The sequence below is a fragment of the Bacillus sp. EB106-04-02-XG92 genome, from assembly GCF_058791995.1.
Genome location: NZ_JBYTEA010000001.1, coordinates 329,059 through 353,643, shown reverse-complemented (window position 1 = coordinate 353,643; position 24,585 = coordinate 329,059). Strand labels below are relative to the sequence as shown.

The window sequence follows — 24,585 nt, the reverse complement described above, 5'->3', positions numbered from 1 at the left end:
CCGAACATCGCCTATTATATACAATAGATGATGTAGTACTCACGTCTATACAACTAAAAAATACTGTAATTTAAAGGAGATAAATTATCATGGAAAAAATCTTTAAAGTAACTAGCGACTCAGGAATTCATGCTCGTCCAGCAACTCTACTTGTAAACACTGCAAGCAAATTTGGTTCTGACATTAACTTAGAGTATAACGGAAAGAACGTTAACTTAAAATCAATCATGGGCGTTATGTCTTTAGGCATTCAACAAAACGCAGAAATTAAAATCACTGCAAATGGTGATGATGCAGCTCAAGCACTAGCAGCTATCGAAGAAACTATGAAAAACGAAGGATTAGGAGAATAATGACTCTTAACATTCAAGGGATCGCTGCATCAAGTGGGATTGCTATTGCAAAGGCTTTCAGACTTGAGAATCCTGAATTTAACATCGAAAAGAAATCAATTACAAACGAAGCTGCAGAAATTGCACGCTTAGACGCTGCGCTTGAGAAAGCAAAAACTGAATTAGAAGCTATTAAGGACCACGCTTTTGCTGAGCTGGGTGCTGACAAAGCTGCGATCTTTGAAGCACATTTATTAGTGTTAAATGATCCAGAACTAGTAAACCCAGTAAAAGATAAAGTAAATAGCGAAAAAGTAAATGCTGAATTTGCAATGGATGAAGTTGCATCAATGTTTATTTCTATGTTTGAAAACATGGATAACGAATATATGAAAGAACGTGCTGCGGACATTCGTGACGTAACAAAACGTGTTCTTGCACATTTACTAGGCATTAACTTCTCAAATCCAGGTACAATTTCTGAAGAAGTAATCATCATTGCTGAAGATTTAACACCATCTGATACAGCTCAGTTAAACCGTAAGTATGCAAAAGGTTTTACAACTGATATCGGTGGACGTACATCTCACTCTGCGATTATGGCTCGTTCTATGGAAATTCCAGCTGTTGTTGGTACGAAAGTTGTTATGGAGAAAATCCAAAACGGCGATATCGTAATCATCGATGGTTTAGATGGAGAAGTAATTGTAAATCCATCAGAAGAAACTCTTCGCTCGTTTGAAGAAAAGAAAGCGAAATTTGAAGAGCAAAAAGCTGAATGGGCAAAATTAAAAGACCAAGCTACTGTAACAAGTGATGGACATCACGTTGAGCTTGTTGCAAATATCGGAACACCAAATGATGTACAAGGTATTATCGATAATGGCGGAGAAGGCGTTGGTTTATACCGTACAGAATTCTTATACATGGGCCGTGACAATCTTCCAACAGAAGAAGAGCAGTTCGAAGCGTATAAAGCAGTTCTTGAAGGTGTAAAAGAAGGTCAACCTGTTGTTGTTCGTACACTTGATATCGGTGGAGATAAAGAGCTTCCATACTTACATTTACCAAAAGAAATGAACCCATTCTTAGGATACCGTGCAATTCGCTTATGTCTTGATGAGCAAGATGTGTTCCGTACACAACTTCGTGCATTACTTCGTGCTAGCGTATACGGTAATTTAAAAATTATGTTCCCAATGATTGCAACTCTTGATGAGTTCCGTCAAGCGAAAGCAATCTTGTTAGAAGAGAAAGCGAAACTTGTAGAAGCGGGTACAACTGTTTCTGATTCTATTGAAGTTGGTATGATGGTTGAAATCCCAGCTTCGGCAGTATTAGCAGATCAATTCGCAAAAGAAGTTGATTTCTTCTCTATTGGAACAAATGATTTAATCCAATACACAATGGCTGCAGACCGTATGAACGAACAAGTATCTTACTTATACCAACCATATAACCCATCTATTTTACGTCTTGTAAAAATGGTTATCGATGCTGCTCATAAAGAAGGCAAATGGGCTGGTATGTGTGGTGAGATGGCGGGAGATTCACTTGCTATCCCATTATTATTAGGATTAGGTTTAGATGAGTTCAGTATGAGTGCAACATCTATTCTTCCTGCAAGAACACAACTAAGCAAGTTGTCAAAAGCAGAAATGGAAACATTAGCAGAAAAAGCATTAATGATGTCAACTGCTGAAGAAGTTGTTGAACTAGTTAAAAGCATATAAGTAATAAAAAAACCTGAGTCGATTTGAAATCGGTCTCAGGTTTTTTCTATGAGAACAGTAAATCTTGTTTTCTTACTATAGAGGATAAGACACAGAACTAGATAGCGATAGCAACGATATCAGTTGGGCATACACGTAAAATACCAGTAAAAGTATTTCGGTTTTGATTGTGCTTATCATCTTTGTTGTCGTCTTTATTATCTTTGTCATTGTTATTACGAGCTAAAGCAGAGAAAAGAGCAACACCGTTACAGAAACCTTCAAAAATCACATTGTGGAAAGATCCAACACCTTTAACGCTTAATAGAGAAAGCTCTGTTCCAACTGAAATGCTAGCAAGTACGTTACATACAGCTGGTTGTTGTGGTTTTACCTCTCTCTCTTTCTCGCGATGGTCACGACGGTCACACTCTCTTTCATGATGATGACAGTCTCTAAAGTTATCACAGCATCCAAATGATCCAAACATAATCCTCATCACCCCCTTCACACTTATAATCTATGTAAGTTCGGTAGTGAGTGACTGGACAGAGAGTGGAATTTTTTCTAGGGGATTTTCTCATTTTAAATGACTAGCTGGGTGTTTACTACGGGATGATGTTTAAAATAGGATAGATATCACAAAAAAATGTAAAGACCACCGAAATGAATGAAATAGGTAGCCTTTACACTTTTTTGCTTTTATATAAAACGATGATATATACAGGAAGAGCTAGGAGTAGTGGTACGATGGATCGTGCAGTATGTTTTTCTGATTCTAATTGGAACGCTTCTTCTTTAGGAAATTGTAATACTGAAATATTAGCAGCATCCCCAATAAAATATAGAAGCAGTACAGTTACTATGTAACATAAAAGTGCAATAAAGCTTCCGTATGAGCTCAATGAAAATCCCTCTCTTGTTATCTATTTGTTATCATTGTATCATAATTGTAACAAAAACACACGGTTATATTTCGATACTTTAACAAATTTCGACACAAAACGTCATTTGTGCATATGAAAATAGCATAAATTTTACTATTTTTTTATGTGTAGATGTCGAATCGTACATTGTAATATTACGGATGTGTGACAGAAGAAAAAGAAACGAAGGTAATGAAATTACCTTCGTTTCTTTTTTATTCCGTATTAATAGGCAGTAAGACCCTCACATTGATTGCAGGTTCACTTTATTATTTTGCCCATTCACTCACTTGCTCTACGCTCATTCGTGGTGCAGGATGGCCTTTTAAAGTTGATTCACCAATTGTAATAAGCATAATTGGTACGTAGCGAGATGAAACATTAAATTCTTCTGTAAGTGCTTGTGGGTTGAAACCACCAATAGCGCAAGTATCCCAGCCAGTTGCTTTAGCTGCAAGCATAAGTTGCATTGCTGCTAAAGATGCATTTGAGAAGGCTGCATCTCTTGGGAATTGCTCACGAGCATATGCAGACTCAATATTTTTAGCTAAGCGCTCTTTTGCTTCTTCTTTCATAAATCCTTGTTCTACAATTGGACCATAAACTGGTTCAACGTTTTTATAAGCTTCTAAATCACCTAAAATAGCGACTACAGCAGAAGCATCAAGAATTTGTTGCTGGTTATAAGCAATTGGATGTAATCGTTTCTGTACATCGTCACCTTGGAATACAAGGAATTTCCAGTGCTGCAAGTTCCAAGCAGAAGGTGCTTGAGCAGCTCCCTTTAAAATCTCGTGTAACTCTGTAGATGAAATTTCTTTCTCAGGGTTGAATGCACGTGTAGATGTGCGTTCATATAGAACATTAAAAAAGTTATCGTTTGTCATTATATATCCTCCAAATTACATATCAAATAATGAAAAAATACATGTAATATATTGTACTTACATTTCGTAAGTTGTCGAATTTAAGAATATAATATATTTATTTTAATTGTCAAGTTTTAAAGTGGAAGCTAGGGCATTCATACAAACGATACAATTCCTATAATCATACACTAAAAAAGGAATTTATAGAGTGAAAAAGCGAAGATAACATTCTCAATTAGCTTGTTAACATGGATCCCTCACTCATTAAAGTTTTTAGAGAACAGTCTTTTATAAAATGTTTGTGAGGAATTCAGTAGAACAAGATATATGAAGTGAGTGAAGACTAGTGATGAACATACTACATTTTTTATTAGAGAATACGGTTTTCCAAAATGTATTACAAGATCTTGAGTTAAATGTCCTTTATATAGAAAATGGATGTACACATCAACAAACGATAGAAAATATCCATCCAAAATGTATGTTTATAGCAAATAGTTTTGAAGAAGGAGAATTGTTGTTTCAGAGGACTAAGCCACATATTGTAATTATGTATGTAACAGATTTTTCTCAAATAAAATATATAAAGAATATGTATAGTCCACAGAGTACGTTTATTGTCATTTGGGATCAACAAATAACAAGTGAGTTTACAGATGTGCTTACGTTAGGGATACGTAATATTGTAATAGCCCCTGTTACTCCACAAATGGTGTTAGAGGAAGTGAATAAAAGTTTGTATCAGCTTTCTTTAGTGCGACAAGTAAGTTTGCAACAAGAACTACTTCAAACGATGTTTGATTTTCGAAATGATCTATTATTCATAGTAGAAGACGATGAGATTGTTGATTGTAATACAAATTTTTTAGAGTTTTTCGGATATGAAAATTTGTTTGCCTATCGTGAGCAACATTTAGTATTTGCTGAACATTTTATTAGAGAGAATGGATACTATTCAACAACTCATGATATAACATGGTTAGATGATACATTATCATATGATAGAAGAATTAAGATGTCCAACTATGAAGGGGAAGTGTCAACTTTTTTATTGCGTGCGACACCATTGCCAGAAGATTTATCAAGATTTATTGTGAAGTGTACAGAGATTACAGAATTAGATGAAATCTATCAAGAACAAGAAAGGCTCGCTATGATAGACTCATTAACAGAGATTTATAATCGTTTGAAGTTCCAACAAATACTAGAGTCAGAATGGGATAATGCGATGCGTAATAATGAAAACATAGCACTTATTTTATTTGATATAGATAATTTTAAAGCAGTAAATGACACGTATGGCCATGATTTTGGTGACTTAGCATTAATTCAGCTTGCAGAGCTTATGAAATCTAAAGTGGAGGAGCAACATGTATTTGCTAGGTGGGGCGGAGAAGAATTTATTATTTTAGTAACGAATACCGTAGAAAAAGAAGCATTTCAGGTTGCGGAATCATTACGATTTTTCATTGAAACAAAGCAATTCTCAGGAATCTCGAAATTAACAGCGAGTTTTGGAGTTGCATTATATGAAAAAGGGATTACAAGAGAAGAATTAATGCAACGAGCGGATATTGCATTGTATGAAGCGAAAAAAAATGGGAAAAATCAAGTGTGCGTATATAGAAAAGAAAAAAAGTGATTTTTCGCAACAAATTGTTGCGATTTTTTTTTATTGTTCGATAATAGAATGTGAGGGGGATATTGAACGAAGGAATTATGGAGGAGCAACATGATAAAAAAAATAATGACGATGGCTTCGCTGTCCGCTGTAGTTTGTGGTGGCGTATACTATTTTTTCTATAATCCGAATATAAAGGAAAGTACCGTATTAACAACTAAGGTGAGTCCTACTATTGAATCCGAAGTACAAGAGAATATAGAAAAAAAAGAAGGACAGCAAATTGATTATGCTAGTATATCTCAAAAGTTAGATCAATATTTAATAGGAAAGCAATTTAATGGAACGGTTTTAGTAACAAATAAAGAGCATGTTATATTAAATAAAGGATATGGGTATGCTGATGTTCAAAATAAGATAGAGAATACGCCTCAAACAAAATATCGTATCGGTTCTATTACGAAAACAGTTGTGGCTACATCTATTTTACAGATGCAGGATCAAGGGAAGCTAAATATTCAAGATAATGTAAATAAATATATTCCATCTTTTCCAGTAGATAAAAATATTACTTTATATCATTTGTTAACACACACATCAGGTTTACCAGAAAGCGGAAAAGGGAAAGTGAATGCTACTTCTCGTATAAACTTAGTAAATTGGATTGGAAGCCAAAAATTAGAATTTCCACCAGGCGCAGGTTGGAGATATACAGATTATAATTATATGGTGCTTGCCTATATTATAGAAAGCATATCAAAAAAGCCTTTAGGAGATTACATAAAAGAAAATATATTTACTAAAGCAGAAATGCATGAATCTGGTATGGGCAATATGGCTCAGGGAGATCAGCATTTTACTAAAGGATATGTAAAGAAAGAGAATGTACTTGAACCTGCACAAAAATTGTTAATGGATTGGTTATACGGATGCGGTGAGATGTATACGACAGTTGGTGATATGAAGAAGTTAGACGAAGCGATTATAAATGGGAAACTTCTTTCTGAACAAAGTATACAAGCGATGTTTTCACCTTCAACAGAACGAAAATATGCATTTAGTTTTTACATATATCCGGATTATTTTCATAATCATGGTGTACTATCTGGTTGGAACACTTTCAATAATTTTAATAAAGAAAAAGGCACTTTTGTTATTTTATTTTCAAATGTGAAAAATAGTATAGATGATGATTTTAATAATGAGTTTCGAAAGATGGTAAATGATTTATTAGAACAAAGGGGATGAGAAAATGGAACGTAAAAATGTATCAATAGGTTTCATCGGTATTGGTGTAATGGGAAAAAGTATGGTGCGTCATTTAATGCAAGACGGCTATAAAGTATATGTATATAATAGAACAAAAGCGAAAACAGACTCTTTAGTGCAAGATGGTGCAAATTGGTGTGATACACCGAAAGAGTTAGTAAAGCAAGTTGATGTTGTAATGACTATGGTTGGATATCCACATGATGTAGAAGAAGTGTACTTTGGAATAGATGGAATTTTGGAGAATGCAAATGAAGGCACGATAGCGATTGATTTCACGACATCTACACCAACATTGGCAAAACGTATTAATGACACTGGTAAAAGTAAGAATGTATATACGTTAGATGCACCTGTATCTGGAGGAGACGTTGGTGCGAAAGAAGCAAGACTCGCAATTATGGTCGGCGGAGAGAAAGAAATATATGAAAAATGTTTACCGTTATTTGAAAAACTAGGAACAAATATTCAGTTGCAAGGGCCAGCTGGAAGTGGACAACATACAAAAATGTGCAATCAAATTGCGATTGCTTCTAATATGATTGGAGTATGTGAAGCTGTTGCTTATGCGAAAAAGGCTGGATTAGATCCCGATAAAGTATTAGAGAGTATTTCAACGGGAGCAGCAGGTAGCTGGTCATTGAGTAATTTAGCTCCTCGAATGTTAAAGGGAGATTTTGAACCAGGGTTTTATGTAAAGCATTTTATGAAAGATATGAAGATTGCTTTAGATGAGGCTGAAAAATTGCAATTACCAGTACCGGGTTTAAGCTTGGCGAAGCAATTGTATGAAGAGCTAATAAAAGATGGGGAAGAGAATAGCGGAACACAAGTGTTATACAAAAAATACATAAGGGGGTAAATGAAATGGATCTTCAAAAATTTGATGAGATGGTTGATGCTGTGCAACGAGCAACTTGTATACAAATTAATGAAAAGCAAAAAGAAGCTTTTAAACAAAAATATGATTTTGAACCGGAATTCGAATATGGAAAAGATGAAAAAGGGCATTACGTTATTCGAACTTCAAAAAAGATGCTGGAAGAAATGGAATTTTATTTGGCATTGAAATATGATCGAGATGGAGTGGACCTTTATATGGAAGCAGAGATTGACGGTATAAGCCACGTATCTGTTATCTATAGTGAAGATGCCCTGCATTTACAAGAATTATTTCAATTTCTAGAAGAAAATAAATAAAAGTCCTCATGTGAGGACTTTTATTTATTTAGGTATATTTCATTTTATAATTATAAGCTAGAAGCCCGGCGGCATCGTTCAATTGGGAATGGAATCACTTGCGCGGTGTGATTAGGACCAAATTGTTTTGTACGAGCATGGCGTATTATATAAAATGCACAGAGAATTGAAACAGGAATAGCACCGAATAAACCAAAAAATAAAGCGCTTACACAAGATGCGACAAAACCTAAAACACCAACCTCTAACTCCTCCATAATAGCTCCTAAAATAACAGGAAGTGCTCCACATGTAACCCCTAGTATAAGTGCGATAAGTAAACTCATGATTCTCCCCCTCTGTTTGCCATATTCTTTTCCTTTTTATTTAATTGTAGTATATCATATACAAAACAGAATTTTCAGAAAAAATTCAAAAAAAGTTCAATAAATGTTCAAAAAATGTTAAAAATTCACTTGGAAAATAGAAGGACTCATATGTTTGAGAAAATAAAAAATCAGGCTTATTTCATTTTTGAAATAAGCCTGTTCCATAGGAGGATGTATATATGTAGAGTGAATAAAAGGTTGGAAAAGGGGATCCAAGTCCTTTTATTCAACTGACTACCTTAATAGATTGGAACCCAGCCTTCAGTTGTAACAAAAATACGAATAGCTACAACTTGACGATCATCTTGCAAGGTAAAATAATGTCTCGCATTTTCAGGAACAGATATGAGATCGCCTGGCTCAAGTTCGACGTCAAAGAATTTGCCATCTTTTCCTTCAATGGCAAAGATGCCATGACCACTAACAATAAAGCGAACTTCATCATCAGTATGATGGTGTTCTTTTTGGAAATTAATTAATAATTCGTCAAGGTTAGGTGTGCTATTTGAAAGTGAAATTACATCATGTGCTTTATAACCTCGGCGCGCTGAAACATCAGCGATTTCCTTTGAAAACACAGCTAATATTTCAGCTTTGTTTTCATCTGTTAAAGAATAATTTTCACTTAAATGAGTAGGAAGTTTAGAGATGTTCCATTTCTCATATAAAACACCTTCCTCTTGTAGAAATTTACATACTTCCATTTCATTTTCAATGCGAGTATTTACTTCATGAATACGAATTTGCGCCATTAGAAACGCCTCCTTGAATTGATAATAGTTTTATATGAAATTGGAATAAAAACTCATAAGCTTCTAATCTTTTCTTTGCATCAAAGCTATCTCGGCCCCATACGGTAATACCATGGTTACGGATTAATACTGCTCCCGAATCGCCTTGTATATGCTTTCGGAAGTTTTCACCAAGCGTTGGGATATGAGCATGGTTTTCGATAATAGGAATGTTAATTGTTGCGCCTTCTTCCCAAATATCGAGAGCTTTAATAATTTCTTGATTTTGAAGGGTGACTGCATCACTATATAAATTTGTGATGACATTGTTATCAGTTGTATGAACATGAAGTACGCATCCGGCGTTCGTATTGTTATAAATATGTGTATGCAATATTGTTTCTGCTGAAGGACGTAACTCAGTCTCTAATACGGGAACCCCTAGATGATCTACTAATAGAAAATCATCTGGAGTAGTTTTTGTTTTATCTTTACCACTTGCTGTAATGAGAAAAGTGAGTGGTTCATGACTAACCTTTATAGAAATATTACCACTCGTTGCAGGAAACCAATTTCGTATTGTTAATTCTTTTTTAATCTCGCTTAAGTCATACCATTGACGAAAAAGTTGTTTCATAATTTCACCTCCAACAAATGTTTTAATGCATATTGAACATCGTGAAATGTTTCAAAAGGTGTATAAGCGATATGATTTTCTTCACACTTTGTAATAAGGAAGTCGCGAGCAAATACTTTATCTGCTTGTTTCGCAGCTTGTAAATCAGTAATGGAATCTCCAATTACAATATGGAAGTCATTCGTATCACTTAATTTACGGATTAAAGATGATTTGCATAATCCGCAATGGTTTTGACAGTGATGATCACAAGGGTGAGGCCATTTAACGGTAATGTATTCACTTGAAAAATCAGTTTCATTACAGTAAATGTGCTCTTTTGGAATGATTCCTTGTAAGAGTGGATAGACGAAGAAATCCATTCCACCTGATATAACATAAAAAGAAATGTTATTCTCATTTACAAATTGTATAAATTCATGAAAACCACTACGGATTTCAGCAGTCTCTATTAAAAATTGAATAATATCATCGTGTAGATTAGTAGGTATTAATTGAAATAATTGAGAAACACCTTCTTGAATAGATAGCTCTTGTGATAATATTCTATTCTTTACTTCTTCAGCTTCTGGTGGTGCGAATTTTTCCATAATGGACATAATGTTATCATTATTTGTAATCGTGCCATCGAAATCACAAAATACTTGAATACTCATAATTTCACCTCATGAGAGGGATTTCCCCATATTTGTAGTGCACTATGCAAATTTATGTCATCTACTTCATGGAGAGGTATATTTTGCAAAGTAGCATCAATCGCAGTACGGAAAGCTTTACCGCCTCCCTGCGCCCCATTCGGATGTCCGTGTATCCCGCCGCCAGCGTTAATCACAACATCTTTACCAAAATCTCTTACGATAAAGGGAACGAAACCAGGGTGAATACCAGCAGACGGAACAGAAAAACTCTTCTTGAAAAATGCGTCATCTTCAGTTAAATATTTTGAGATAGCAAGAGCTTCTTCTTTTTCTAGCGCAACACTCCCGTATGGAGATGGGAATAATGAAAAGTCAGCGCCAGCGTAACGTAGTAGCTTGCCGAGTAATAATGGAGATGAAACTCCATATAACTTGGATGCTGAGTAAGCGCCACTTACAGCAGGGTGTGCCATAATAGGAACTGGGATTTCGTCATCTTCTGCAAGTGATTGTAGTACATCTAGTCCGTAAGCAAATACGTTAAACAATAGAATATCAGCGCCAGCTTGCACTGCACGTTTCGCATTTTCTTTTAAATCAAAAGTTCGTCCTGTTAAATTTACGGCATATAACGTTTTATGCCCGTATGTTTCATATACGGATTGTAAAACTTCTTTTCCAGATGTGATGCGTTTCGTAAGTGGTGTTAATGTATTCTCAAATAATATTTCATCATCTTTTACGATATCTACACCACCACTTGCTTGATCGCGTAATTGCGTTTTTAAATACCCAATATTTCGTCCAATCATCCCTTTAAAAATACTCATTAAAAGAGGACGCTCATGTACTTGTAAAAGGTTTCGAATACCATCTATGCCGAACTTCGGGCCAGGAAAATGTTTTTTTAACTCGTCTGAAAAGTTTAAGTCAATTAATTTCACTTCGCCATCAAGTGATAGCTTTCCGAATGTAGTTGTTAAAATTGCTGGTAAATCTGGACTGAAATTTAATAATGGATATTCGATTTTAATAATCCCGCGTTTTACTTTTTTACGTAAATACGAATTGGTATGTTCTTGTTCAGTTAATTCCTCAACATGAATGACGTTGCCTTTATGCTGTTTTAATTGTTCTTGCAATAAATGTGGCAAATGAGTCCAAGAGCCAATTGTTAAACCGAGTGCAATTTGCTCAGCTTTTTTTTCTAAGTTATGTGAATCATCATGGATTAAATACGTCGCTATAATTCCGCTCATTGTTAAAACCTCCTAGTTAAATAAAAAAACCTCTCAGCTAAGGAGAGGTTTTTTTACAACCAGCTCCTTATCTGTCAGCATAATGCTGCGAGAATTAGCACCGTGTCTACAATTGTAGATCGGTTGCCGGGTTTCGTCGGGCTCGTCCCTCCACCTGCTCTTGATAAGAAGTATTTAGAAATGTTTAAATTTTTAAGATAACTGAATTTTGTCAGATATTTTTCATGTTGTCAATTACTTTTTGAAAAAATTTAATTTATCAATTCGAGTAATGGCTTCTCGTAATCTATCTTCTGTATGCAAGAGACCAACGCGGACATACCCTTCGCCATGCTCACCAAATCCAACACCAGGAGCAACTGCAACGTGTGCTTTTTCTAGTAAAATATTAGAAAATTGTTCAGAGGTATATCCTTCTGGTACAGGAAGCCATGCAAAAAATGAGCCCGTTGGAATGTCAACATTCCAACCGATTGCATGACAAGCTTCTATAAGAGCATTCCTGCGAGATTCATAACGATTAACAAGTTCTACGACGCAAGATTGCGAACTTAATAGCGCTTCGCGTGCTGCATCTTGAACGGCACCAAAAATACTAACATACATATGATCTTGTAATAAGTTAATGGTTTCAATGACACTTTCATTCCCTACTGCAAAAGCGATACGCCATCCAGCCATATTGAAAGTTTTCGATAGAGTATAAATTTCAATTCCTGTATCTTTGGCACCGTCTGTTTGTAAGAAACTCACGGGCTTTTGACCATCAAATCCAATAGCACCGTAAGCAAAATCATGAACAACTAATATATTATGTTCATTAGCAAAATCAATGGTTTCTTCAAAGAATTCTTTTGATGCAGTAGCACCAGTAGGATTATTTGGATAGTTTAAAAACATTAACTTTGCACGTTCAGCGGTAGAGTCATCAATTTTCGTATAATCTGGTAAAAAATTATTTTCTGCAAGTAGTGGCATTGTTTCAAATTGTGCTTTTGCTAAAGCAACACCTGATAAATAATCTGGATAGCCTGGATCGGGAACGAGAATCGTATCACCAGGGTTTGTAAAGCAAACTGGTAATTCTACTAATCCAGCTTTTCCGCCAAACAAAATAGCAACTTCTGTTTTTGGATTTACTACTACATCATATTCACGTTGATAGAATGTTGCCACGGCTTCTTTTAAACTTTCATGTCCGCGAAATGGCGGATATTTATGATGAACGGTCTTTTCTGCAGCATCTTGTAAAGCTTTTACGATATGCTGCGGTGTTGGTTGATCTGGATTACCTTGACCTAGATTAATAACATCGTGACCAGCTGCTACGACTTTGTTAACTTTTGCAACAAGTGAAGCGAAAAATTGTGTCGGCAATGATGTTACTATCTCAGAAGGTTGAAAAAATTTCATACTTTCCACCTCTTTTGAAAGTTGTTACAATTCTAGTGACAAATGATATAATCTTTCCAGTATTTTGTAAAGAAAAAATTATGAATGGGGCTGACAAAATGAAAGTCGCATGTATTCAAATGGACATTGTCTTTGGAGATGTAGAAAAAAATATTGAGAATGCTAAAAATAAAATAAGCGAAGCGATGAAGGAAAGACCAGATGTTATTGTCTTACCAGAACTATGGACAACAGGATATGATTTAACGAGACTCTCTGAAATTGCAGATAGGGATGGATTGGAAACGAAAGAAAAATTGAAAGAATGGTCGAAACAATATGGTGTACATATTGTCGGTGGTTCTATTGCCAAGCAAACAAAACAAGGTGTTACAAATACAATGTATGTTATAAACAAGGAAGGAGAACTAGTCAATGAATATAGTAAAGTGCATTTATTTCAGCTTATGGATGAACATAAATATTTAATAGCTGGAAATAGTACAGGTGAATTTAAGCTAGATGATGTAGAGTGTGCCGGCACAATTTGTTATGACATTCGTTTTCCAGAATGGATGCGCGTTCATACTGCTAAAGGTGCAAAAGTTTTATTTGTTGTAGCAGAATGGCCATTAGTTCGTTTAGCACATTGGCGTTTACTATTGCAAGCAAGAGCAATTGAAAATCAATGTTATGTTGTTGCATGTAATAGGGCAGGAAAGGATCCGAATAATGAGTTTGCTGGGCATTCTGTAATTGTCGATCCTTGGGGAGAAGTTGTTGTAGAAGCGAATGAAGAAGAATCCATTTTATTTGGAGAGCTTCATTTTGAGAAAATTAAAGAAGTACGCAAAGGAATTCCAGTTTTTGCAGATCGTCGTCCAGAATTATACAAATAAAATGTTGACAAGTGATTTTTATTCTTGGTATAGTCTTCAACATAAAGTTAAAAATTCAAAAAATTATATAACTCTTATCAAGAGCAGGTGGAGGGATTTGGCCCGATGAAGCCCAGCAACCGACCGTAATACCATTGTGAAATGGGGCGTTTATTTACGCCAAAAGGCACGGTGCTAATTCCAGCAGAAAGTTTACTTTCTGGCAGATAAGAGGGGAGAAGATAAACTTCAAACCTCTTTCTTAGTGGAAAGAGGTTTTTCTGTGTTAGAAAAACCTCTGAATTAAAAAAGGGGGAGAAGACGATGGGATATTATTCATTGACTGAAACGACAGCTATACAATATGCGAAAGAAAACGGTTATTTTGAAAAGAAAGCAAATGTAGTTTGTCATGAAATTGGAGATGGAAATTTAAATTACGTGTTCAAATTAGGTGATGGAGAGAAGTCTATTATACTAAAACAAGCATTGCCATATGCGAAAGTAGTTGGTGAGAGCTGGCCGTTATCTATAAAAAGGGCGACGATTGAAAGTAAAGCATTACAAATTTTTGCGAAGTATGTGCCGGAATACGTGCCGGTAGTGTACAGTCATGATGAAGAGTTAGCAGTAACAGTAATAGAAGACTTATCAAGGCTAACAATTGCTAGAAAAGGATTCATAGATGGAGAAGAATATCCGCTTTTATCCCAACATATTGGTCGTTTTCTAGCACATGTTTTATTTTATACTTCAGATTTCGGATTAGAGTCAGAAGAGAAAAGAGTACTAGAAGGTACATTTGTAAACCCAGACCTTTGCAAAATTACAGAGGATTTAGTGTTTACAGATCCGTTCGGTCATTACGATACGAATGATTATGAGCCAGAGTTACAACTAGCGGTTGATGAATTGTGGAGTGACAAAACTTTAAAGTTAAAAGTCGCACAGTATAAATATAAATTTTTAACGAGAAAAGAAGCGCTTATTCATGGTGATTTACATACTGGTAGTATTTTTTCATCGCCTTCTGAAACGAAAGTGATTGATCCGGAATTTGCAACATATGGCCCATTTGGATTTGATCTTGGTCAATTTATTGCAAATTTATTATTAAATGCGTTATCACGTGAAGAGGAAAAAAGAAATGTGCTATTTTTCCATATTGAGAAAACATGGAGTTATTTTGTAGAAGCTTTTACGAAGTTATGGATTGGAGAAGGTGTAGAAGCATATACGAAAGAGAAACAATGGTTGCCGATTATTTTGCAAAATATTTTTACGGATGCCGTTGGATTTGCTGGATGTGAACTTATCCGCAGAACAATTGGATTAGCGCATGTAGCGGATTTAGATGAAATAGCAAATAAAGAAACGAGAATTCAAGCGAAGAAACAAGCGCTATCTTTAGGTAAAGAACTAATACAATATGAATCTAAGAACGCCGATATTCAACTGTTCCGAACATTATTTCAACAGACAGTTTCTGGAGGGGTAAAAGCATGAGTACAATTGTTACTATTCCGAGGTCTGTCAGTTGGAAAGGTGATGCCATTGCAGTATTAAATCAAACAAAGCTACCGCATAGCACAGAATACAAAACATTAACGACGATTGAAGAGGTATGGAAAAGTATTGTTATGCTAGAAGTAAGAGGAGCACCTGCAATTGGAATTGTAGCTGCATTTGGCTTGGCGCTTGCATCAAAAAAATATACTACTTTACATATTGAAGAATTTCAAAAGAAGTTTAATAGAGATTGTAATTATTTAGGGACGTCACGCCCGACAGCAGTTAATTTATTTTGGGCAATCGATCGCATGAGAGAATCGATTCGAGAAATTACTACAATAAAAGAAGCACAAAAAATATTAGAAGAAGAAGCGCTTCGCATTCAACAAGAAGAAGAGGCGGTATGCCGGAGTATTGGAGAACATGCGTTATCATGTTTTAAAGACGGTGATAACATTTTAACAATTTGTAACGCTGGCAGTATCGCAACTGCTAGATATGGTACTGCATTAGCGCCGTTTTATATTGGGAAAGAAAAAGGTGTACGGTTACATGCGTATGCGTGTGAAACGAGACCGGTTTTACAAGGCGGGCGTTTAACGACTTGGGAATTGAAACAGGTAAATATTGATGTAACACTTATTACAGATAATGCGGCAGCGCATGCTATTCAAACGAAGGAAATCAACGCGATTATTGTAGGTGCGGACCGAATTGTCGCAAATGGAGATACGGCAAATAAAATCGGAACAATGAATTTAGCTATATTAGCAAAATATTTCGATATCCCGTTCTACGTTGCAGCTCCGCTATCGACATTTGATATTACGAAACAAACAGGCGCTGAAATAGTTATTGAAGAAAGAGACGAAACAGAAGTTACGAAAATTTTTGGGAAACAAGTGGCACCAATTGGAACAGATGTTTATAATCCTGCATTTGACGTAACACCAAACGAATTAATTACAGGTATTATTACCGAGAAAGGTATTATACGAGGAGATTATGAACAGGAAATTGCATCATTATTTGAAAGACAAGCTAATACATAATAGCTTGTTTTTTATGCCTAAATGTTTTCTTTTCTCTTATTTATATAATGAAAGGAGGAGAGAAAGATGGAAGAGTGGATCAGGATGGTAGGTAATGTAGGGTTTCCGATTGTTGTAACATTATATTTACTCCACCGTATTGAAAGTAAATTAGATGGGGTAATTGTTGCAATCGAGAAACTCCCTAAACAATTACTAAAGTAGGAAGATCCTCGCAATAAAAAATAAAGTTTGCTCTTCGTGAGCAAACTTTATTTTTTATTGAGCAGTATAACCACCATCGATAACGACAGCTTGACCAGTTATACCTTTCGCTTTTTCGCTCGCTAAAAATATAGCATAATCCGCGATTTCTTGTACTTGTAATAAGCGTTTTTGTGGTACAAGTGGATAAATGACATCCTCTAACACATTTTCAAGTGGTACATTTCGTGTCGTAGCTAAATCTTGTAGTTGATTACGTACAAGAGGAGTATCGACATAACCAGGACAAAGCGCGTTAACGGTAATTCCGTGAGTAGCGCCTTCTAAAGCGGCAACTTTTGTTAATCCAATTACGCCATGTTTCGCACTATTGTAGGCAGATTTCCCTGCAAATCCAACGAGACCATTAATGGATGCGACATTAATAATACGACCGTACTTTTGCTTTTTCATGATTGGGAAGGCATGCTTTATTGCGATAAAAGGGGCGATTTGCATAATTTTAATAAGTAATTCGAACTTTTCAGTTGGAAAATCTTCAATTGGTGAAACGTGTTGCATGCCTGCGTTGTTAATTAATATATGTAATGAACCGAAATGATTAACTGTTTGAGAAATTGCAGCTGCAATTTCTTCTTCAGATGTAACGTCACATTTTAAACCAATAGCTTGGTAGCCTTCTTTTTGCAATTGTTCAGCAGCTTCTTTTGCCCGTTCTTCAAGGCGATCGGTAATAACGACTTTTGCACCTTCTTTTGCAAAAGCGTTTCCCATTTCATAACCAATACCACTTGCAGCGCCTGTTAAAAAAACAACTCGATTTGTAACCATGATGAAAAACATCCCTTCGTAATAAAGTTCTCATATTGCTCTATTTAGAGAGTGGATAATAAAAATCCTGCAAAGACTTGGAAAAATATTGTTAGCTATCTTGCTTTACAAATAGTCTCTGTTATACTATTTTGTAAAGCAAGATACTTACGCTTATCTATCTTGTAAAACAAGATAGTGGGAGGATTTGAATTATGTCGACAAGTCAAATGCTGAAAGGAATTTTAGAAGGATGCTTACTTGCTATTATTTCTGAAGGTGAAATATACGGTTATGAAATGAGTGAAAAGCTAGCGAAGTATGGCTTTACAATGGCGAGTGAAGGAAGTATTTATCCGTTATTAATACGAATGCAAAAGGAAGGGCTAATAACAAGTGTAATGAAGGAATCTCCATCTGGCCCAAAGCGAAAATATTATACATTAACAGAAAAAGGCGAGGAAGCACTTGATGAATTTATGGATCGATGGGAAGCGATGCAAAGTAGTGTAGAGCGTCTACTTGAAGGGAAGGGGCGAAAAAAATAATGCTATCAAGTGAAGCACGAAAGTTTTTATTAGATATGAGATTATTTTTAACGGCAAAGGGTGTGAAAGAAAACGATATTGAAAATTTTATAGAAGATGCAGAACTTCATTTAATTGAGGGTGAGAGTGATGGGAAAAGTGTAGAAGATGTTTTCGGAAGCTCACCGAAAGAATATGCAAATGAACTTGTAAAAGTGGTGGAAAGAGATAGACAGGAAACGTGGAAGCAAATTGGTTTTACAGTAATGAATATCGTATCGCTTTGGATTATTGCTTCTATTCTAATAGTGAATAACGGATTATTACAGATGTCACTTATTCAGTGCGTTGGGTATAGTTTGTCATTGATTTTAGTTGTGATAGGTCCTAATTTTCTACTTCGTAAAATGACTTTTGTAACAAGTTTTTCAAAAACGTGGTTTTCTATGTGGTTTTTAGTTATGATAGCGCCAATGTTTTTAATGGGAGTTATTACAGTACTAGATGTGATATATCCTACAAAAATGTTTATATTCACTCAAATGCAAAGTTATTTATTAGCTGGTGGTATTTTTATCATTACAGTAGCGGTAAATATGTATTTTGATGGATGGTTTAAAAACTTATATTTAATTATTCCACTTTCGATTATGTTACTGTTTAAAACATTTACATCAGAAGATCTCGTGCCAATGTTATTTCAAATTATATGTTTATACGGAAGTTTGTTTATTTTAATCTTCCTTGAAATTATGATGAAGACGAATAGAAGAGAAGCGGTTAAATGAGGGAGGGATTACCATGCAAATTTCTAAAGAAGGAGAAAAGTTTTTAATCGATACGAAAGTGTATTTAATAACAAAAGGAATAAAAGAAGAAGATGTGGACGCCTTTCTAGAAGATGCAGAACTTCATTTAATAGAAGGTGAGAAAGAGGGAAAGACGGTAAGTGATATATTTGGCGATTCACCAAAAGAATATGCGGAAGAATTAGCGAAAGAGATGGAAAAGGATAAAGGCGGGAGTATAAAGAGTATTCTTGCTATGATAATTGGTATTGGCGGGTATTGGATATTAACTCATATTTTATTTAATAATCCAAATCAGCAATTTACACTAACGAATATACAGTTAATTGGCTATCCTATCGTCTTAATCATTACAATTATTGGAACCATTGTTGCGTTTAGAATGTCTTCTTTTAAAAATAAATTTGTAGAGTTCGGGATTATTTACATAATAGTAATGGTTCCCATTCTATTATTAGTATTATTGATGTTTGTTGATAAATGGTACGGTACACCTATTTTGCAATTGTCGACAATGCAAACATATATATTAGCAGCAAGTATCTTTTTATTACTTTTCGTTGGAGAAGTATATGTCCTTGGTTGGATGGGGGTTTTGGTACTAATTGTTCCTTTAGCGATTATGTTTATATTTAAAGGATTAGAAGAAAAAAATGTATTTTGGGGAATTGCAAAGATATTACTTATGTATGGAAGTATATATGGATTAATGAGATGGTCTTTAAAAATTGAAGAGAGAAAAAGAGTAAGTTAGTTTTATATTACTAGTGAACGAACTGGATTTTTTATTAAGGGGGGAACAAACATGCAAAGTATATTTCTAGGTATATTGTCTACTATATTTTTAGGTTTAACGATTTTGGGGCTATATAATACCTTTTCGAAAAAGGTACACGATGATTATTTCGATACTTTATTAGATGACACATCGGGTTATGTTTTGTTCTCCGGTTTAATAGGAAAAGGGCTGCTCTGGATATGCAAAAAATTATTTCCAAAGAAATATTATATAGGGATTTTTAGAGGGATTACGTTTATATTTAGTTGCTTATTTTTATTTCTAGCAGCCGGGCTTTGGTTTATGGATTTGAATAAGTTGTTTTAAACAGTAACAAGATTGTTACTGTTTTTTTCTTTGCAATAAAGAACTTTGTAAAGAGAGTGCTTTTTGTTCGTTTGTTAATAGGGATTGAATATGGACATTTTCAGGACGAGGTACGATAGGATACATAAGATTTGTTGGAGAAGGATGGTGCTCTGAGCCAGTTGGGGAATGAGGATCTGCGTGAGTAAGTTTTCCGTGAACACGTCTTGTAAATAAAATATGACCTATTTCGTGAGCGAGCGTATATATATTTTTCATAGGAGCAGCTGAATTTGTTAACACGATATAACCAGTAAGTTGCTGTTGTTTTGCTAAAGAGTAAGCACAGGCAATTACTGCTGTTTCTTTGAAATAATCACTGCCAATATAACAAATGTAAAGATCGCATTCAGGAGCTTCATTTACACACGTTTGGAAAAAGGATGCTAATTTTTCCTGGCTTTGAATAGAGTTTTTATAACTAATTTCACGGTCAGAAAAACGAAAAAGTTCATTTAAAATAATTACTTCTTTAATTTGAAATGTAATGGGGTGCCAAATTGACTCTGCAACTGCTAAATCTTTTGCGATACGGTCATCAGAAATGTTGGCGCCTGGAGTAATGCAAATACATATATTGACGTATGGATCCATAAGGAACACCTCAACTGAAAAAATTCTTCCTATAATATATGTTGAGAAAAGACCCTATGTATGGATAAAAGCCTTGTTTATTACAAGTCGAAAAAATTTCATAGTTCTTTAACGTAGTGTGATCATCTTTTTGATATAGTAAAGAAAAGGGGGAGAATATATGTATACATTAAAAATCGTTTCAGACAGAGAAGCTCTTTATCAATTTGCAAGTTATGTAAGCGTGGTACAAGGGGTTGAAGATGTATATGTTGAGGTGGGAGAACCTTTATATGAACATCCGTTGATGAAATTTTATGTACATATTAAGCTGGAAGAAACATATGAGCAACAGAAAGCGTTACAAGAAATAGCAAGATTAATAGAATTAGGGCGATTTACATATGTCCATTATCGTAATGATGAAATTGAAGAAGCTTTTGAAGTTGTAAAATATGAAAGTTTTAAGAAATAGAAATGGGAAAAAGGAGGCGAAAGCTTCCTTTTTTTTCTTGGAAATTACATCAACAAAAGGAGAAAAATTTTGTTATGATAAGGGAGGGTGAGGAAAGGAGAGTTTACATATTGGGGTATATTGAAGAGTTACGCAAAGTCGTTGGGACAAGGCCACTTATTCTCGTTGGGTCAGCAGTCATTATATTAAATGATCATCAAGAAGTATTGCTTCAATATCGTTCAGATACATATGATTGGGGTGTACCTGGCGGCGCGATGGAACTAGGAGAAACGACGGAAGAAACTGCTCGCCGAGAATTATTCGAAGAGACGGGGTTACAAGCAAAAATTATGCAATTTCTTGGTGTCCTTTCAGGAAAAGAAGTATATTTCCGTTATCCTAATGGGGATGAAATTTTTAATGTCATTCATCTGTATCAGGGGCATCATGTAAGTGGAGAATTAAGGCTTGATCATGAGGGATTGAAGCTTCAATATTTTCCGGTAGACAAGTTACCAAAATTGAATGAAACGACAGAGAAAATTTTAAAAAAATTTTTATATGCATTAACAGAATAGAAGGGTAATTCCTTCTATTTTTATTATATTAAATATTTTGATTTTTTAGTATGTTTATAGTATTATAGTTATAGATATACATCTTATGGAATTTCACCTAAAAACTGACTAGGGTACATAAGAGAGGGGCAAGTGCAAAATGCATAATGTTGTTATTACAGCTGCAGTTCGTTCGCCAATTGGAACTTTTGGGGGAGCGCTAAAAAATGTAACGCCAGTAGAATTAGCTGTTCCTGTACTTCAGGAAGCTGTAAAACGAGGCGGGGTAGAACCACACGAAGTTGATGAAGTGATTTTAGGTCATTGTATTCAAAGAACTGATGAAGCAAATACGGCAAGAACAGCTGCATTAGCGGCAGGATTTCCTGACACAGTTACAGGATATACAATCCAACGCCAATGTTCTTCAGGTATGCAAGCAATTATGTCAGCTGCAATGCAAATTCAATTAGGTGTAAGTGATGTTGTAATTGCAGGTGGAGTAGAAGCAATGAGTTCAAGCCCTTATGCATTGAAACAACACCGCTGGGGACAACGTCTACAGCACGGAGAAATTCGTGATACGGTGTGGGAAGTGTTAGAAGATCCAATCCATCATATTATGATGGGGGAAACAGCGGAAAATTTAGTTGAACAATATGAAATTACAAGAGAGGAACAAGATGAAGTTGCTCTTCGCAGTCATACATTGGCACTGAAGGCAATCGAGTCTGGATACTTTGACGATCAAATTGTTCCTATTACAATAAAAGAACGTAGAAAAGAAGTAGTATTTTCAAAGGATGAACATCCACGTGCTGATATTACAGCAGAAAAATTAGCTGGATTAAAACCAGCTTTCCGTAAAGGCGGTTCAGTAACTGCAGGTAATGCATCTGGCCTGAATGACGGAAGCGCGGTTCTAGTATTAATGAGCGAAGAAAAAGCGAAAGAAAAAGGCTTACAACCGTTAGCTAGAATTGTTGGATATTCAGTAGCTGGAGTAGACCCAAAAATTATGGGTATTGGACCAGCGCCAGCAATTCGTAAAGGATTAGAAAAAGTAGATTGGTCATTAGAAGATGCGGATTTACTGGAAATTAATGAAGCTTTCGCTGCGCAATACTTAGCTGTAGAGAAAGAACTAGGTTTAGATCGTGAAAAAGTGAATGTAAACGGTAGTGGTGTAGGACTTGGGCATCCAATCGGTTGTACAGGAGCTCGTATTACTGTAAGTTTAATTCATGAATTGAAGAGACGCGGGTTAGAAAAAGGAATTGCCTCTCTATGCGTCGGCGGCGGTATTGGGGTAGCACTATTTATAGAAGCACTATAAAAAGAAGCAGCAATCGCTGCTTCTTTTTTTAACGAATTTACCGAAAGAATTCTTCTTCCTCAAGCCTTGCTGAATAGTGAATAGTTCACGAATCAAATAAATGATGAAATAATCGATCACGATTTTCAAAGAAAAGTTTTGTCGTTTGGTAATGCTCAGTTTCTTCTAAGGCGGATTCGTGAATTCCTTCTTGTGTTAAAGCGTATATAGTGGATTCAGGGTAAGCCATTAAAATAGGAGAATGCGTCGCGATAACAAATTGTGAACCTTGTTCCGCTAGTTCATGCATTCGCATAAGCATGGAAAGTTGTCTCATTGGTGATAAAGCTGCCTCAGGCTCATCTAAAATGTATAAACCTTGTCCTGAAAAACGATTCATAAATAATGAAAAGAATGATTCACCATGGGATTGTTCGTGAAGTGAAACACCGCCATAAGATTTTATAGCATCTATTTCATCAATATAAGAAGCAACGTTATAAAATGATTCAGCACGAAGAAAGAAACCGTCGTTTGGTGTATTGAAACTTTTGGAAATTCGAAGGTATTCATGTAAAGATGAATGTGAATCGTTTGTACTAAAGCGGAAGTTTTTCGTTCCACCTTCTGCGTTAAAACCTAAAGCAATTGCAATTGCTTCGAGTAATGTTGATTTACCCGTTCCATTTTCTCCAATAATGAATGTTACATTTGGGTGGAAAGCTAATGATTGTAATGTTCGGATAGCGGGTAGACAGTAAGGATATGCGGAAAAACTAGGGATATTTTCTTTTTTTAATGTGACATTTTTTAAAAAGGGTACGTCAATCAATATATAAACCTCAATTCATAACGGATTTTGATTCTAAAAAAGTAGCAAATACCATTGTTAATGGCACATGAGTCCTTCTTATTTTCTGAATATTTCATGTGGATTATATCATTTAAACTATCATATTCCAATGTGAAAATAAATATTGCATGGAGATTATTCATGTCGTTATGATAGTATGTAATCTATTGTAATTATAAAAAGGAGTCAAAACATGCCATTTACATTTGCGCATCCAGCAGCAGTCCTTCCTTTTGTGAAAAAGCAGTCCAAATATATTTCAGTAACGGCTCTTATATTAGGGAGTATGGCGCCTGATTTTGAATATTTTTTACACTTTAGACCGTATGGTGTTATTGGGCATACATGGCTTGGGTTCTTGTATTTAAATTTACCACTTGTATTTCTGCTCGCATATATGTATCATTACATTTTAAAAAAGCCGTTTATAACACATTTACCTAAACCGTTTGCTGGCTACTATACATATGCAGTAGATAAGAAGTGGGGGCTTCATACATGGAAGGATTCCTTTGTATTTTGCTACTCTGCTTTATTTGGTATGCTCACGCATGTCGTTTGGGATGCGTTTACTCATAATACGGGCTACTTCGTTATAAAAATACCATTTTTACAAAGAGAATTTCATAGTATTCCAGTGTATAAATATATGCAACACGGGAGTACATGTATTGGTTTATTATTGCTATTGTACGTACTATGGAAGTATAAAGATGACACAGGGAAAGATATTATGATAGCTTCAGAAAAAAGGAAGTATTGGATTTCGGCAATCATTGTGGCAGTTCTTATATTTGTCGTTCACGCGTTCGCAGATCCCTATTTTCATATTTTCCAAATAGGGGGTATAATAGTATCTGGACTGACAAGTTCGTTTTGTGGACTGCTCATTGTTTCTATAGTTTACAAAGCAAAGGACTAATTAATATTAATGAATGAT

Annotated in this window: 30 protein-coding genes and 2 riboswitches; of the genes, 18 read left to right on the top strand and 12 right to left on the bottom strand. The window is 35.2% G+C overall.

Translation table 11 applies throughout. The features are described 5' to 3' along the window. Window positions 1-89: 89 nt before the first annotated feature. Window positions 90-353, top strand: a complete 264-nt coding sequence (gene ptsH / locus AC3WVA_RS01760; RefSeq protein ID WP_000411080.1) for a phosphocarrier protein HPr — start codon at window positions 90-92, stop codon at window positions 351-353. Further along, window positions 353-2,065 carry a phosphoenolpyruvate--protein phosphotransferase gene (gene ptsP / locus AC3WVA_RS01755; RefSeq protein ID WP_000174207.1) on the top strand — a complete coding sequence of 571 codons (1,713 nt, stop codon included), beginning with the start codon at window positions 353-355 and terminating at the stop codon, window positions 2,063-2,065. The genes ptsH and ptsP overlap by 1 nt, the downstream gene beginning before the upstream one ends. A 97-nt stretch (window positions 2,066-2,162) precedes the next feature. On the opposite strand, the gene AC3WVA_RS01750 is transcribed toward ptsP, so the two are convergent. From AC3WVA_RS01750 to AC3WVA_RS01740, 3 genes are all read right to left on the bottom strand, one after another. Continuing rightward, window positions 2,163-2,534, bottom strand: coding sequence for a DUF3915 domain-containing protein (locus AC3WVA_RS01750; RefSeq protein WP_071757349.1), 372 nt, complete (start codon window positions 2,532-2,534; stop codon window positions 2,163-2,165). A gap of 196 nt (window positions 2,535-2,730) precedes the next feature. Further along, on the bottom strand, window positions 2,731-2,949 hold the full coding sequence (locus AC3WVA_RS01745; protein WP_000100487.1) for a hypothetical protein: 219 nt from the start codon (window positions 2,947-2,949) through the stop codon (window positions 2,731-2,733). Between the two features lie 290 nt (window positions 2,950-3,239). Next, the gene (locus AC3WVA_RS01740; protein WP_048530845.1) at window positions 3,240-3,857 is read right to left on the bottom strand and encodes a nitroreductase family protein; all 618 of its coding nucleotides are present in this window, start codon (window positions 3,855-3,857) and stop codon (window positions 3,240-3,242) included. Window positions 3,858-4,188: 331 nt separating this feature from the next. Between AC3WVA_RS01740 and AC3WVA_RS01735 the strand changes: the two genes are divergently transcribed. From AC3WVA_RS01735 to AC3WVA_RS01720, 4 genes are all read left to right on the top strand, one after another. Next, window positions 4,189-5,481: a GGDEF domain-containing protein gene (locus tag AC3WVA_RS01735; RefSeq protein ID WP_048530843.1), complete on the top strand. Its 1,293-nt coding sequence runs from the start codon at window positions 4,189-4,191 to the stop codon at window positions 5,479-5,481. Between the two features lie 90 nt (window positions 5,482-5,571). Further along, a complete protein-coding gene (locus AC3WVA_RS01730; RefSeq protein WP_128974954.1) occupies window positions 5,572-6,708 on the top strand; it encodes a serine hydrolase in 1,137 nt (378 codons plus the stop codon). A gap of 4 nt (window positions 6,709-6,712) precedes the next feature. Beyond that, window positions 6,713-7,591, top strand: coding sequence for an NAD(P)-dependent oxidoreductase (locus AC3WVA_RS01725; protein ID WP_098344936.1), 879 nt, complete (start codon window positions 6,713-6,715; stop codon window positions 7,589-7,591). A 5-nt stretch (window positions 7,592-7,596) separates the two neighbouring features. Then, a complete protein-coding gene (locus tag AC3WVA_RS01720) occupies window positions 7,597-7,929 on the top strand; it encodes a DUF3909 family protein (RefSeq protein ID WP_098344937.1) in 333 nt (110 codons plus the stop codon). Between the two features lie 50 nt (window positions 7,930-7,979). Here the strand turns inward: AC3WVA_RS01720 and AC3WVA_RS01715 are convergent, their stop codons facing one another. From AC3WVA_RS01715 to AC3WVA_RS01690, 6 genes are all read right to left on the bottom strand, one after another. Further along, a complete protein-coding gene (locus AC3WVA_RS01715; RefSeq protein ID WP_048530837.1) occupies window positions 7,980-8,255 on the bottom strand; it encodes a hypothetical protein in 276 nt (91 codons plus the stop codon). A 281-nt stretch (window positions 8,256-8,536) separates the two neighbouring features. After that, window positions 8,537-9,049, bottom strand: coding sequence for a 1,2-dihydroxy-3-keto-5-methylthiopentene dioxygenase (locus AC3WVA_RS01710; RefSeq protein WP_071757353.1), 513 nt, complete (start codon window positions 9,047-9,049; stop codon window positions 8,537-8,539). Further along, complete coding sequence (locus tag AC3WVA_RS01705; protein ID WP_098344938.1) at window positions 9,027-9,665, bottom strand: methylthioribulose 1-phosphate dehydratase; 639 nt, start codon at window positions 9,663-9,665, stop codon at window positions 9,027-9,029. Before AC3WVA_RS01705 ends, AC3WVA_RS01710 begins: the two co-directional genes overlap by 23 nt. Continuing rightward, complete coding sequence (gene mtnX / locus AC3WVA_RS01700) at window positions 9,662-10,321, bottom strand: 2-hydroxy-3-keto-5-methylthiopentenyl-1-phosphate phosphatase (protein WP_071757355.1); 660 nt, start codon at window positions 10,319-10,321, stop codon at window positions 9,662-9,664. The genes AC3WVA_RS01705 and mtnX overlap by 4 nt, the downstream gene beginning before the upstream one ends. After that, a complete protein-coding gene (gene mtnW / locus AC3WVA_RS01695) occupies window positions 10,318-11,562 on the bottom strand; it encodes a 2,3-diketo-5-methylthiopentyl-1-phosphate enolase (protein ID WP_098344940.1) in 1,245 nt (414 codons plus the stop codon). Before mtnW ends, mtnX begins: the two co-directional genes overlap by 4 nt. Before the next feature lie 64 nt (window positions 11,563-11,626). Continuing rightward, window positions 11,627-11,732, bottom strand: a riboswitch (SAM riboswitch). 64 nt (window positions 11,733-11,796) lie between these two features. Continuing rightward, the gene (locus AC3WVA_RS01690) at window positions 11,797-12,975 is read right to left on the bottom strand and encodes a pyridoxal phosphate-dependent aminotransferase (protein ID WP_098344941.1); all 1,179 of its coding nucleotides are present in this window, start codon (window positions 12,973-12,975) and stop codon (window positions 11,797-11,799) included. 14 nt (window positions 12,976-12,989) lie between these two features. Here AC3WVA_RS01690 and AC3WVA_RS01685 point away from each other — a divergent pair, with 14 nt between their 5' ends. The 4 genes from AC3WVA_RS01685 to AC3WVA_RS01670 all read left to right on the top strand — a co-directional run bounded on the left by AC3WVA_RS01685 (window position 12,990) and on the right by AC3WVA_RS01670 (window position 16,600). Further along, on the top strand, window positions 12,990-13,853 hold the full coding sequence (locus AC3WVA_RS01685; RefSeq protein ID WP_048530826.1) for a carbon-nitrogen family hydrolase: 864 nt from the start codon (window positions 12,990-12,992) through the stop codon (window positions 13,851-13,853). A gap of 71 nt (window positions 13,854-13,924) precedes the next feature. Continuing rightward, window positions 13,925-14,066: riboswitch (SAM riboswitch) on the top strand. A gap of 90 nt (window positions 14,067-14,156) precedes the next feature. Next, window positions 14,157-15,338, top strand: coding sequence for an S-methyl-5-thioribose kinase (gene mtnK, locus AC3WVA_RS01680; protein WP_098344942.1), 1,182 nt, complete (start codon window positions 14,157-14,159; stop codon window positions 15,336-15,338). Beyond that, window positions 15,335-16,396, top strand: a complete 1,062-nt coding sequence (mtnA, locus tag AC3WVA_RS01675) for an S-methyl-5-thioribose-1-phosphate isomerase (protein ID WP_098519968.1) — start codon at window positions 15,335-15,337, stop codon at window positions 16,394-16,396. Before mtnK ends, mtnA begins: the two co-directional genes overlap by 4 nt. A 66-nt stretch (window positions 16,397-16,462) precedes the next feature. Continuing rightward, entirely contained in the window at window positions 16,463-16,600 is a 138-nt protein-coding gene (locus tag AC3WVA_RS01670) for a YvrJ family protein (RefSeq protein ID WP_000393345.1), read from the top strand. Between the two features lie 54 nt (window positions 16,601-16,654). Here AC3WVA_RS01670 and AC3WVA_RS01665 read toward each other — a convergent pair whose 3' ends face one another. Beyond that, window positions 16,655-17,431, bottom strand: a complete 777-nt coding sequence (locus AC3WVA_RS01665) for a 3-hydroxybutyrate dehydrogenase (protein WP_048530820.1) — start codon at window positions 17,429-17,431, stop codon at window positions 16,655-16,657. Window positions 17,432-17,625: 194 nt separating this feature from the next. On the opposite strand from AC3WVA_RS01665, the gene AC3WVA_RS01660 reads away from it, so the two are divergent. Genes AC3WVA_RS01660 through AC3WVA_RS01645 form a run of 4 tightly spaced genes read left to right on the top strand, consistent with a single transcriptional unit; the run spans window position 17,626 to window position 19,851 of the window. Further along, window positions 17,626-17,958, top strand: a complete 333-nt coding sequence (locus tag AC3WVA_RS01660) for a PadR family transcriptional regulator (RefSeq protein ID WP_002111568.1) — start codon at window positions 17,626-17,628, stop codon at window positions 17,956-17,958. After that, window positions 17,958-18,725: a DUF1129 domain-containing protein gene (locus tag AC3WVA_RS01655; RefSeq protein ID WP_098344944.1), complete on the top strand. Its 768-nt coding sequence runs from the start codon at window positions 17,958-17,960 to the stop codon at window positions 18,723-18,725. Before AC3WVA_RS01660 ends, AC3WVA_RS01655 begins: the two co-directional genes overlap by 1 nt. Before the next feature lie 13 nt (window positions 18,726-18,738). Beyond that, complete coding sequence (locus AC3WVA_RS01650; protein WP_071757359.1) at window positions 18,739-19,500, top strand: DUF1129 domain-containing protein; 762 nt, start codon at window positions 18,739-18,741, stop codon at window positions 19,498-19,500. A gap of 51 nt (window positions 19,501-19,551) precedes the next feature. Further along, complete coding sequence (locus AC3WVA_RS01645; protein WP_098519967.1) at window positions 19,552-19,851, top strand: DNA-binding protein; 300 nt, start codon at window positions 19,552-19,554, stop codon at window positions 19,849-19,851. 15 nt (window positions 19,852-19,866) lie between these two features. On the opposite strand, the gene AC3WVA_RS01640 is transcribed toward AC3WVA_RS01645, so the two are convergent. Further along, window positions 19,867-20,484 (bottom strand): ImmA/IrrE family metallo-endopeptidase, encoded by a 618-nt coding sequence (locus AC3WVA_RS01640; RefSeq protein ID WP_048530810.1) that lies wholly within the window; start codon window positions 20,482-20,484, stop codon window positions 19,867-19,869. A gap of 160 nt (window positions 20,485-20,644) precedes the next feature. Between AC3WVA_RS01640 and AC3WVA_RS01635 the strand changes: the two genes are divergently transcribed. The 3 genes from AC3WVA_RS01635 to AC3WVA_RS01625 all read left to right on the top strand — a co-directional run bounded on the left by AC3WVA_RS01635 (window position 20,645) and on the right by AC3WVA_RS01625 (window position 22,813). Further along, window positions 20,645-20,938 (top strand): DUF3928 family protein, encoded by a 294-nt coding sequence (locus AC3WVA_RS01635; RefSeq protein ID WP_048530807.1) that lies wholly within the window; start codon window positions 20,645-20,647, stop codon window positions 20,936-20,938. A 110-nt stretch (window positions 20,939-21,048) separates the two neighbouring features. After that, the gene (locus AC3WVA_RS01630; protein ID WP_048530805.1) at window positions 21,049-21,498 is read left to right on the top strand and encodes an NUDIX hydrolase; all 450 of its coding nucleotides are present in this window, start codon (window positions 21,049-21,051) and stop codon (window positions 21,496-21,498) included. Between the two features lie 139 nt (window positions 21,499-21,637). Then, window positions 21,638-22,813, top strand: coding sequence for an acetyl-CoA C-acetyltransferase (locus tag AC3WVA_RS01625; RefSeq protein ID WP_048530803.1), 1,176 nt, complete (start codon window positions 21,638-21,640; stop codon window positions 22,811-22,813). A gap of 85 nt (window positions 22,814-22,898) precedes the next feature. Here the strand turns inward: AC3WVA_RS01625 and AC3WVA_RS01620 are convergent, their stop codons facing one another. Further along, complete coding sequence (locus AC3WVA_RS01620) at window positions 22,899-23,624, bottom strand: AAA family ATPase (protein WP_098519966.1); 726 nt, start codon at window positions 23,622-23,624, stop codon at window positions 22,899-22,901. Between the two features lie 214 nt (window positions 23,625-23,838). On the opposite strand from AC3WVA_RS01620, the gene AC3WVA_RS01615 reads away from it, so the two are divergent. Further along, window positions 23,839-24,567, top strand: a complete 729-nt coding sequence (locus AC3WVA_RS01615; RefSeq protein ID WP_098344948.1) for a DUF4184 family protein — start codon at window positions 23,839-23,841, stop codon at window positions 24,565-24,567. The last annotated feature ends 18 nt before the right edge of the window (window positions 24,568-24,585 follow it).